Source organism: Vibrio sp. 970 (assembly GCF_033339075.1).
On sequence record NZ_JAWOTW010000215.1, the window covers coordinates 1 to 782 of the forward strand.

Genomic DNA, 782 nt, shown 5'->3' on the forward strand with positions numbered 1-782 from the left:
GAAGCTTACCCCAGTGTCAGCGGCAGTACTTTCGGTACTAGCTGCCAGCCAAGTGCACGCCAAATCTGACGTTTTCTCTATGGAAGAGGTTGTGGTGACGGCGAATCGGATTGAACAATCTGTGTCTGAAGTAGCAGGCAGCGTTGCGGTTGTCACCAGCGAAGAGATTGAACAAAAGGGCGAAACAGAGCTTTATGATGCGCTGCGTCACGAGCCTGGGGTAAGTGTGTCAGGTGGCGCTGGTCGTCCACAAAACATCACGATTCGGGGCATGACGGGTAACCGTATTATGATCATTCGTGACGGCATTCGCTCTGCAGACGGTTTTGGGGCGAATGACAACAATGACAAAGTGGGCCGCGACCCGTTCGATCTATCTAATCTTGAATCATTAGAAGTAGTGAAAGGGGCAAGCTCCTCAGTCTTGGGCTCTGGTGCCATTGGTGGCGCTGTGATTTTAAAATCCAAACAGCCGGGCGAGTTTTTAGAAGATCGTGACTTTTATGTTGACGCCACGGGCACTTATACAGGGATCAGCAATAAATACAAAGGCGCGAGCAATTTGGCATTTCGTTCTGGTGATACGGAAAGCTTGGTCAACGCGGCTTATTGGCAAGGTGAAGAGACGCGTAACTTCAGCCAAGATTTGTACAACCGCGATTTGGATGGTTACAGCGCGTCATACGCCATCAATCATTTCTTCAGTGATGAAGTGATGATCAAAGCGCGTGCCGAGCTCTATCGACAAGACCAACAACGCCTTGAAGGTTCGTCATCCATAC

General features: G+C 49.9%; 1 protein-coding gene. It reads left to right on the top strand.

The window, feature by feature from the left end; translation table 11 throughout:
• The coding region (locus tag R7Q11_RS25770) for a TonB-dependent receptor plug domain-containing protein (protein ID WP_225466952.1) at positions 1–782 on the top strand (782 nt) is incomplete at both ends.